The sequence below is a fragment of the Neisseria sp. genome, assembly GCF_030530745.1.
Classification (GTDB): Bacteria; Pseudomonadota; Gammaproteobacteria; order Burkholderiales; family Neisseriaceae; genus Neisseria.
The window spans coordinates 1-9,216 of the sequence record NZ_JAUMUI010000045.1 but is presented as its reverse complement, the minus strand read 5'-3'; the positions used below and the strand labels follow the sequence as shown (position 1 = coordinate 9,216).

The following is a 9,216-nucleotide window of genomic DNA, read 5'->3' as shown; positions in this document are numbered from 1 at the left end:
GAGCGACGGACTGTTAATCCGCAGGTCCCTGGTTCGAGCCCAGGTCGGGGAGCCATATTTTCCAAGCCTAAACAACCGTTTAGGCTTTTTTCTTTGCCACCGCCTATCTTTGGGTGTGCCAAATTTGTACCGAAACCAAGACCGGGACCGTCCAACAAATCAGCGTGTCCGTGCAAATGCCCGGAGCAAGATGAGCATACCGCTGTACCATGCTGTTGAAAAGAGAAAGGATTCTATAGCGGATTAATTTAACTTGTGCTATGGCGTTGCCGCCACACCTTACAGTACCGTCCCCGTACTGTCTGCGGCTTGCTGCCTTGTATCGAAAGTTAATTGAATCCGCTACATTGTCGAATTCAGATGCAATATAAAATTTAACATAATTACCATTATGCGAAGTTGGATTACCTGCGGTGGCGGTACCCCCTCCCCGCCGTGTCCGACTTCGTCGCGTCTGTTTCCTACGGTTTTGACGGCCGCATCATGCCACGCGTCGATAAGCCGCTGTTTGTCGCATTCTCAGGCGCGGTTGATTCCAAGGCTGGCAATGATTTCCAAAGGGTCGATGTTGGTTGAATGCGCCATATCCAGTATCGCCACCAGCAGCAGTTTCAGACGGCCTTTTCAGTATTGGTGAATGCGTGTCGACTCCCCCATCAACGGTTGAATAATTAATAATCGTTTTTATACGCATTAATGATTTGAATGTTTTTAACCAGTTGTTTTGTATTTAAAAAAAATCAGCACGTGCTCAACCTCAAAATCGTCGCCCATGCCATGAACTGCCGATCCGTCAGCGAAATGGTGGTGCAGATAACCCTCAAAGCCCTCCCGCCGCTTGACGGCCTGCTCCCCATTCAGACAACCACAACCATAAAATATCGCAACAGTGCCGAACTTGCCAAATTACAACACTGCCACTAAAGTTAAGGCCGTCTGAAAACCACTGAAGAACACCGATATGCTATTCGTTCTCTCCCCCGCTAAAAACCTCAACGAAAAAGATCCTGCGCCGGTTGCCGAATATACCCAGCCCGCGCTGCTCGCCGAAGCCGAAAAGCTGATGGCTGAAGTGCGCCTGCTCGCACCGCAGCAAATCACCGAACTGATGCACGTTTCCGATAAAATCGCCCTGCTCAATGCAGAACGCAACGCCGCTTGGCACACGCCCTTCACTCCCCAAAACGCCAAACAGGCCGTGTATATGTTCAACGGCGACGTATATGAAGGTTTGGACGCCTCATCGCTCGGCGGCCAATCCGTAGCCTACCTGCAAAACCATGTGCGCCTGCTTTCAGGCCTCTACGGCCTGCTGCGCCCGCTCGACCTGATGCAGCCCTACCGTTTGGAAATGGGCACACCGTTTGTCAATGCTCGCGGCAGAAACCTTTATGAATTCTGGGGCGGCCGCATCACCGCCCTACTCAACCAAACACTGGCAGAAAACGGCTGCGGCACACTGGTTAATCTGGCCTCGCAGGAATACTTCAAAGCCGTCGATACCGCCAAACTTAACGCCCGCCTGATTACGCCCGTGTTTAAAGACGAAAAAAACGGCCAATATAAAATCATCAGCTTCTACGCCAAACGCGCCCGCGGCCTGATGGTGCGCTACGCCGCCGAACACGGCATCACCGAGCCGGAAGCCTTGAAAAATTTCGACTGCGAAGGCTACGCATTTAACGCCGCCGCATCCGGAGAAAACGAATGGGTGTTTCTAAGAAAGGAACAATCCAAATAAAAACAAAAAACTAATCCCCCGCCAGCGCAAAATGCTTGGCAGGCACATTATTTTACGCTAATATTTCCGCTTTCAAGAAACGGAAGCGTGGCAGAGCGGTTTAATGCAACGGTCTTGAAAACCGTCGAGGGTTTGCGCCCTCCGTGAGTTCGAATCTCACCGCTTCCGCCAATCTTAAAATCCACTGAAGACCGGAGGTGTGGCAGAGCGGTTTAATGCAACGGTCTTGAAAACCGTCGAGGGTTTGCGCCCTCCGTGAGTTCGAATCTCACCGCCTCCGCCAAATTAAAAAAACAACCCGCCGAAACCCGGCGGGTTGTTTTTTTAATTTGGCGTTTGTAAGCCGCCGGCACTAACCGGCGGCTGAAGCATTGCATTGGTTAAACGGATACTTAATCAAATGCCAAGCCCCGGATTTCCTGCAATACCTCAAGGCCGTCTGAAAACTATGCGGTATCTGTTCTCGGTATCAGGTGGCCTGCCCTGTTTCCGTGTCGAACCCGGGCTGCTTAACCTTGATAAAATAAGTAATTGCAAATGCAAACAGATACAGTGCGGTATATGCATAAACCACGCCGATAAAACTGAAATGCGGCAGCAGGATTGTGGCAATCGCGGGGGCGAGAAAGTTCGACAGCCCTGCCGACAGGTTATACACAGAAATCGCCGCTCCCTGGTGATTTGGCTCAAGCGTGGTAAACACGGCCGTCATCGGCACAAAGGCAGCCACAAACCAGCCCAGCAGAACGGCGGGAATCCACGCCACCATAAATTCGGCCGTGCCTGCGCCGTTTACACCTGCTTCGGCAACGGTATGGTAATACTGCGGAATATAGTAAAAGCACAAAGTGGAAACCGCCATACCGATACAGCCGAACCAGCGCACCACTTTCATCCAGCCCAATTTCTCGCCGACAATACCCCAAAATACGTTAGAAACGAGCGTGGTGGCGAAGAACACTGTCCATATCTGCAGCCACTGCGAAGTGGTGAACCCCAGCTCTTTGGTGAACATCATCGGCATAATCACAGCAAAACCGAACAGCGACAAGGTATTGATAATGCGCACCCAGCTTGAAAACAGAATGCTTCGGTTGGTAACCAAGAGCGTAATGGCGCGGCTGAGCTCTGAAAACTTCTGTCCGCGCGAAAGGCCGTGCATGGGCGAATAGGCATTAACATTGCGCAGCAGCAGCACTGCCACCATGCCGCCTGCCGCGCAAAACGCCAAAGCCAGCCACAGCGTGCCCATTTCGCCCATAGCGGGAATGGTGAGACTGGGGATAAAGCTGCCGAACACGCCGATACCCACCGAATATGTGGTCCAAAACCATCCCATCGACGGGCTGATTTGGGTGCTTTTTACGTTTTGCACAATCATCACGATAAACGAATAGAGAAACAGCGGATAGGCAAAACCGCGAATGCCGTAAAACAGCATAATGAAGAAATAATTTTTGCCCGCGAGCCCGAAAACCAAAAATAAAACGTGAAACACGCACCACATCACAAACCCTGCAATCATGGCCTTGCGCGGGGTAACAATTTCGGCAAGCACACCCGATATCCAAGCCGACAGCGCGGCGGCGAAACCGTAAACCGCAAACGCCGAAGACGACTGCGCCTCGCTGAAGCCCAGATCGGTGATGTATTTCGATAGAAACGCCAGCTCGAAGCCGTCGCCGGTCATAAACAGCGCTATGGCGGCATAGCCCCACACCAGATTCAGCGGCATACCCAGCCACTGCTTGGTTTCATTTTCCAAATTATTCATAACACACCTCTTGATTTTGAGACTTGGTAAAAGGCCGTCTGAAATCATGGTATTGAGTGCAGACAGATCTTCAAACAGCCGTAAACGACGTTGTTGTAATGTGTTATAAAAGCCGGAACGGGTTTTCAGACGGCCTCAGCCATAATGCCGTCTGAAAGCCGAATCGTTTTGATACAGCGCCCTGAAACGCGCATAGCGCTCTTCCAGATAACCGGCTTTAACCGCATCGGGCGTATAACCGCGCTTTACCGGCGGTTTGGAGCATACTTCGGCTTCATTTCTACCGCAGGCCAGGGCGGCCAGCCTTGCGGCACCGAGTGCACCACCGGCTTCACCGCCTTGGCGGGTAACGATATTAAGTTTGAGAGTGTCGGCCAAGAGCTGCGCCCAAAACGGGCTGCGTGCGCCGCCTCCCAAAAGCGTGCATTCGGCGATATGTGTGCCGCTTTCCCGAAGCACGCGCACGCCGTCGGCAATGCCGAAGGCCACCCCCTCAATCACGGCATACCCCATCACGGCGCGATCGGCGCTGTGGCGGATGCCGTGGAAGCTGCCGCTGGCATGTGCATCGTTATGCGGCGTGCGTTCGCCTGAAAGATAAGGTAAAAATATGGGCGCGGCGGCTTTTTCTTCCGCACCTAGGGCTTCGATTTCAGCCAAAAGTTCCGGCTCTTTCACGCCCGTGAGCCGGCAATACCAGCTAAGGCAGGCAGCGGCGGAAAGCATCACGCTCATTTGGTGCCAGCGGCCGGGCAAGGCATGGCAGAAGCAGTGCACGGCGTTTTCGGGCGCGGGGCGGTAGCTGTCGTTCACCACAAAAACCACGCCTGAAGTGCCCAGCGAAATAAACGCATCGCCCGCGTTCACCGCGCCCACGCCGACGGCACTGGCGGCATTGTCGCCCCCTCCCCCCGCCACAATCACGTTTTCATTCAAACCCCAAGCGGCTGCCACATCGGCTTTCAGACGGCCCGAAACCTGCGAACCTTCCACCAGTTCGGGCATATGGCTGCGGTTCAGGCCCGTGGCGGCCAACATTTCGTCCGACCAGCCGCGGCGGGCGGTATCCAGCCACAAGGTGCCCGCCGCATCCGACATTTCGGAAACTTTTTTGCCCGTCATCAGAAAACGGATATAGTCTTTCGGCAGCAGCACAGAGGCCGTCTGAACAAAAATTTCCGGCTCGTGCTTTTTCACCCACAAGAGCTTGGGCGCGGTAAAACCGGGCATCGCCAGATTGCCCGTGATGCCGTGCAAATCAGGCACGGCGGCTTCCAATTCGGCGCACTCCGCCGCGCTGCGGGTGTCGTTCCACAAAATCACGGGGCGCAGCACTTCATCGTTTTGCCCGAGCAAAACCGCGCCGTGCATCTGGCCGGACAAACCGACTGCCCTGATTTTGCCCCACTCCGAACCAGCCTTTTCGCGCATCACGGCCATCAAATCATTGGTTACCCGCCACCATTCTTGTGCATCCTGCTCCGACCACTGCGGATGCGGCCTTTGAATCGACAGCGGCAGGCCGTGGGTGCAGACAATACCGCCGCCCTCATCGAGCAGCAGTGCTTTGATTTCGGAAGTACCGTAGTCGAGACCGAGATACATGGGTGCTCTCCTTTTAAAATGAACTGGGGATTTTAAAGAGGCCGTCAGGGATTATCCGTCCATTTACCTATTGTTGCCTCCATCCGCCTGACCGATTCGGGGTGTGAATCCTTCAGGTAGTAACCGGGATGGTAGAGAAAATCCCGATATAGTTTTTTAGTTTCCGCATTTTCTGCAAACAATTTACTGCAAATCAAAAACGGCGAGCGGTTGATATTGAAATACTCTTCACGTTCTTTGTATTTTTTGATAAGGTTATCAAGATGTTTGCTCTGATAACCGGCAAAAGCTTTTTTCATATCCTTATCAAGATAATGATAAGCCAAAGGAGACTGAAGACCGTATAAGGTATTAAAATGACGCTTATACAGGCCATTTCCCTTTGATAACTTATAATTATTTGTTTTTTTAAACAACTCTTCCATGCAGTAAGTCTTTCCCAAATCTAAAAAACTTAGATAAGACGCTTTATCTTGCAAAAGCCTGTTTCTGATTTCGGCATGAGATATAGTTGAAAAGCATAAAAACAATAGAAATAAAAATACTTTATTCATTATTTCAACTCCCAAAAGTAAACAACCCGCGCATATGCTGCAAAATCGTTATTTCCAATCGCACTATTATTATGCCAAAGAGTAACATGTCCGCTGGCATTAAACTCTGTCGTACTTTTGGGCAACATGGCATAAATACCTTTTCGGTTGCCTATTTTTGCTGAAATGGCTGTTTTCGTTATAGGATTCTCAACCGTAATATCCGGCGTACCAAAATTACTCCGCAACCAATTCACCATATTGACCGCACTGGTGGTTACACTTTTTCCTTTAAACCTCCCTTCCTTCACGGGAAACTCTTTGCGCGGCTGGATACCCGCATTGAGCAATCCGAGTGAAAGCCTTGTTGCACAAGCGTTGGAAAAGGTATTCGTGTCATACCCGCTACCGAAAACAGAAGCAAAAACCTGGGAAGCGGGCAAATCGCCCTGATGCCGTTTTCGGATAACCGGCATAAACCGCAGCCCATGACGGGCGTTTTTGAACAGCCATGATTTTCTCCTTCAAAATAAAAAAACGCATGTAAACTATCAAGATAAGGCAGATATAACTGCCTTATCTGTAACGGTGGTTTTTCAGACGGCCTTCAGCATCGTCAAGCTGTCAGTTTGCGCACTTCCTCCACCTGCTTGCGCATCAGTTCTATAAATTCCGGCTTGCCGGCCAGTTCGCCGAACAGAGCCTTGTCGGATGCGAACGCCTGCACAGGGTCGGCCGATTCATACATCGCATGCACGGCGGCTTCATCTAAAATGCCGTCTTGATAGGCAAACGGCAGGCGTCCTTCGTGCCAACGCTCCATAAACACGAAAAACAGTGCGGGCAGTTTGGCGGTGGCGTTGGGCAGCGCCCCCTGTTTGAAACGCTCGATCAGCGTGGGCTGGATTTGGGCGGGGATTTTGGAAAAGCCGTCGGCGGCCACGCGCTGGTTGGTGTCTTTGATATACGGGTTGGTGAAGCGTTCAAGCACCACGTCGCGGTATTTGGCCAAATCGATCAAATCGCTGCCGAGGCTGGCGATAACGTCTTCGGTAACATAATCGTAGGCGGTTTTGCGCACGGCTTCGATATTGGTGCTGTCGTGTATATACAGTTCGCCCAGCAGCGTGCCCATCCAGGCGATGGCGGCATGCGGCACGTTGAGCACGCGGATTTTGGCCTCTTCGTAGGGAATCACCGATTCCACCAGTTCCACCCCCACTTTTTCGAGCGCGGGGCGCACGTTGTCTTTGAAATTGTCTTCAATCACCCATTGGATAAAGCTTTCGCCCATCACCGGCGCCTTGTCGGCCATGCCGGTTGCAGCCTGCACGCGGGCGGGCAGGTCTTCGGCGGGGCGCGGCACAATGCGGTCGACCATGGTGTTGGGGGTGGTAACGTGGTTTTTCATCCATTCGATGATGTCGTTTTGGCCGGTGAGTTTGAGAAACTCGATTAAGCCGTCGTGAAAACGTTCGCCGTTATGGCGCACGTTGTCGCAGCAGAGCAGGGTTGCACGGCCGTCTGAAAGCGTCATACGCTTTTTGAGGATTTTGGCCATCACGCCGTAGATGGTTTGGTGCCCGCCCGCCAGATCGGCTTTCAACGCAGGATCGCCCTGCACCAGTTTGAAATTGCTGTCGAGGTAATAGCCCGCCTCGGTTACGGTGAAGGCAATCACTTTAACGGCTTCCTGCGCGCCCTCTTCGATTAGCGGCGCCAGATCTGCCTGCCACGGAATCAGCTTGCGGATCGATTTAATCACCTCATATTCCCTCTCCCCGCGCGGGCTGACGGTTTCGAGCACATATTCGCCGTTTTGCGCGGTGAGCGCTTCGATGGTGTGTTCGCTGTCGTTGCGGATATTGCCGGCCGCAATCGTCCAACTGTCGTCGCCCTGCTTGATTAATTCGTTGAGATACCATGCCTGATGGGCGCGGTGGAAACTGCCCAAGCCGATGTGAAGCCAAGTGTTTTTGCTCATGCTGCGCACTCCTTTGATTATTGGTTTTGAATAAAATTTAAAACATATCAACGATTTACAAAGAATCGAAACCATTCTTGCACGTTTTAGAGCAAAAAGTCAACATTTTTTAAATACACCGCCGCTCCTTTTTCAGACGGCCTTCCGGCCGGTTTTTCATCCGTCCCGATTCTTGGCATAATACGGGTTTAGATTTTTTCTCTGCCGCAAAACGATATGACCGAATCCATCCGACTCTCTGCCGCCGAAATCAAACCTTCCACCATTGCCCTGCCCGGCTCAAAAAGCATCAGCAACCGCACGCTGCTCTTGGCCGCCCTCTCCGACAACACTTGCGAAATCCACTCGCTGCTCAAATCCGACGACACCGACCGTATGCTCGAAGCCCTGCAAGCGCTCGGTGTGAAGCTCGAATTTCTTTCAGACGGCCGTCTGAAAGTACACGGCTGCGGCGGGCGTTTTCCCAACCGGAGCGCCGATTTGTTTTTGGGCAACGCCGGCACCGCCTTCCGCCCGCTTACCGCCGTTTTGGCCGTGCTCGGCGGCGATTACCACCTGCACGGCGTGCCGCGTATGCACGAGCGCCCCATCGGCGATTTGGTCGATGCCCTGCGCATTGCCGGCGCCGACGTGCGCTATCTGGGCAACGAAAACTACCCGCCGCTGCAAATCAACCGGCGCGCCGACAACGGCGTGCGCACGATTCCGATTAAAGGCAACGTGTCGAGCCAGTTTCTCACCGCGCTCTTGATGGCGCTGCCGCTCACCGGCGAGGCGTTTGCCATAGAAATGGTGGGGGAACTGATTTCCAAACCCTATATCGACATCACCCTCAAACTGATGGCGCAGTTCGGCGTGAACGTGGAAAACCGCAACTACCGCGTGTTCAACATTCCCGCCGGCGCGCGCTACCATGCGCCCGAAAACGTTTATGTGGAAGGCGACGCTTCGAGCGCGTCTTACTTTCTCGCCGCCGGATTGCTTTCCGGCCAACCCGTGCGCGTTACCGGCATCGGCAGAAACAGCATTCAGGGCGACGTGGCCTTCGCACACGAGCTTGAAAAAATCGGCGCCGCCGTGGTTTGGGGCGACAACTTCATTGAAGTTTCCCGCCCCGCCGGCCAAGCCGTGCTGCCGTTCGATTTAGACGCCAACCATATCCCCGACGCCGCCATGACGCTGGCCGTGGCCGCCCTTGCCACGGGCGCGCCCTGCTCGCTGCGCAACATCGGCTCGTGGCGCGTAAAAGAAACCGACCGCATCGCCGCGATGGCGGCCGAACTGCGCAAAGTGGGCGCCACCGTGGTTGAAGAACCGGAAGCCATCCGCATCACCCCGCCCGCCACGCTCACGCCGAATGCCGAAATCGACACCTACGACGACCACCGCATGGCGATGTGTTTTTCACTGGTGTCGCTGCTGGGCGTACCGGTTGTTATCAACGACCCGAAATGCACGCACAAAACTTTCCCCACCTATTTCGATGTGTTCGCTTCGCTAAGAAAATAAACCGTTCATTAAAAAACAAAGATAGTGTATTGAACTGTCAATGCCATTATATTAAACGGCAGGCAACAGT

General features: G+C 53.1%; 8 protein-coding genes and 2 tRNA genes. 5 read left to right on the top strand and 5 right to left on the bottom strand.

Annotation, left to right across the window (positions count from 1 at the left end; all coding sequences use genetic code 11):
* Window positions 1-747: 747 nt before the first annotated feature.
* The 4 genes from Q3970_RS10505 to Q3970_RS10490 all read left to right on the top strand — a co-directional run bounded on the left by Q3970_RS10505 (window position 748) and on the right by Q3970_RS10490 (window position 2,024).
* Window positions 748-924 (top strand): hypothetical protein, encoded by a 177-nt coding sequence (locus Q3970_RS10505; RefSeq protein ID WP_303100521.1) that lies wholly within the window; start codon window positions 748-750, stop codon window positions 922-924.
* A 37-nt stretch (window positions 925-961) separates the two neighbouring features.
* A complete protein-coding gene (gene yaaA, locus Q3970_RS10500) occupies window positions 962-1,741 on the top strand; it encodes a peroxide stress protein YaaA (protein WP_303100520.1) in 780 nt (259 codons plus the stop codon).
* An 81-nt stretch (window positions 1,742-1,822) separates the two neighbouring features.
* Window positions 1,823-1,912: transfer RNA gene (locus Q3970_RS10495), tRNA-Ser, on the top strand.
* A 22-nt stretch (window positions 1,913-1,934) separates the two neighbouring features.
* Window positions 1,935-2,024 (top strand) — tRNA-Ser (locus Q3970_RS10490).
* A 186-nt stretch (window positions 2,025-2,210) separates the two neighbouring features.
* Here Q3970_RS10490 and Q3970_RS10485 read toward each other — a convergent pair.
* The 5 genes from Q3970_RS10485 to dalD form a co-directional block, all read right to left on the bottom strand.
* Window positions 2,211-3,515 (bottom strand): MFS transporter, encoded by a 1,305-nt coding sequence (locus Q3970_RS10485; protein WP_303100519.1) that lies wholly within the window; start codon window positions 3,513-3,515, stop codon window positions 2,211-2,213.
* A 135-nt stretch (window positions 3,516-3,650) separates the two neighbouring features.
* Entirely contained in the window at window positions 3,651-5,120 is a 1,470-nt protein-coding gene (xylB, locus tag Q3970_RS10480; protein WP_303100518.1) for a xylulokinase, read from the bottom strand.
* A 44-nt stretch (window positions 5,121-5,164) separates the two neighbouring features.
* Complete coding sequence (locus Q3970_RS10475) at window positions 5,165-5,674, bottom strand: hypothetical protein (protein ID WP_303100517.1); 510 nt, start codon at window positions 5,672-5,674, stop codon at window positions 5,165-5,167.
* Window positions 5,674-6,129: a T6SS effector amidase Tae4 family protein gene (locus Q3970_RS10470; RefSeq protein WP_303100516.1), complete on the bottom strand. Its 456-nt coding sequence runs from the start codon at window positions 6,127-6,129 to the stop codon at window positions 5,674-5,676. The genes Q3970_RS10475 and Q3970_RS10470 overlap by 1 nt, the downstream gene beginning before the upstream one ends.
* Window positions 6,130-6,269: 140 nt before the next feature.
* Window positions 6,270-7,637: a D-arabinitol 4-dehydrogenase gene (gene dalD, locus Q3970_RS10465; protein WP_303100515.1), complete on the bottom strand. Its 1,368-nt coding sequence runs from the start codon at window positions 7,635-7,637 to the stop codon at window positions 6,270-6,272.
* A gap of 216 nt (window positions 7,638-7,853) precedes the next feature.
* On the opposite strand from dalD, the gene aroA reads away from it, so the two are divergent.
* On the top strand, window positions 7,854-9,146 hold the full coding sequence (gene aroA / locus Q3970_RS10460; RefSeq protein ID WP_303100514.1) for a 3-phosphoshikimate 1-carboxyvinyltransferase: 1,293 nt from the start codon (window positions 7,854-7,856) through the stop codon (window positions 9,144-9,146).
* The last annotated feature ends 70 nt before the right edge of the window (window positions 9,147-9,216 follow it).

Bases quoted from the DNA above. Each gene is read 5' to 3' on its own strand.
- aroA (WP_303100514.1), top strand. From the start codon at position 7,854: ATGACCGAATCCATCCGACTCTCTGCCGCCGAAATCAAACCTTCCACC.
- Q3970_RS10485 (WP_303100519.1), bottom strand. From the start codon at position 3,515: ATGAATAATTTGGAAAATGAAACCAAGCAGTGGCTGGGTATGCCGCTG.
- yaaA (WP_303100520.1), top strand. From the start codon at position 962: ATGCTATTCGTTCTCTCCCCCGCTAAAAACCTCAACGAAAAAGATCCT.
- Q3970_RS10475 (WP_303100517.1), bottom strand. From the start codon at position 5,674: ATGAATAAAGTATTTTTATTTCTATTGTTTTTATGCTTTTCAACTATA.
- dalD (WP_303100515.1), bottom strand. From the start codon at position 7,637: ATGAGCAAAAACACTTGGCTTCACATCGGCTTGGGCAGTTTCCACCGC.
- xylB (WP_303100518.1), bottom strand. From the start codon at position 5,120: ATGTATCTCGGTCTCGACTACGGTACTTCCGAAATCAAAGCACTGCTG.
- Q3970_RS10470 (WP_303100516.1), bottom strand. From the start codon at position 6,129: ATGCCGGTTATCCGAAAACGGCATCAGGGCGATTTGCCCGCTTCCCAG.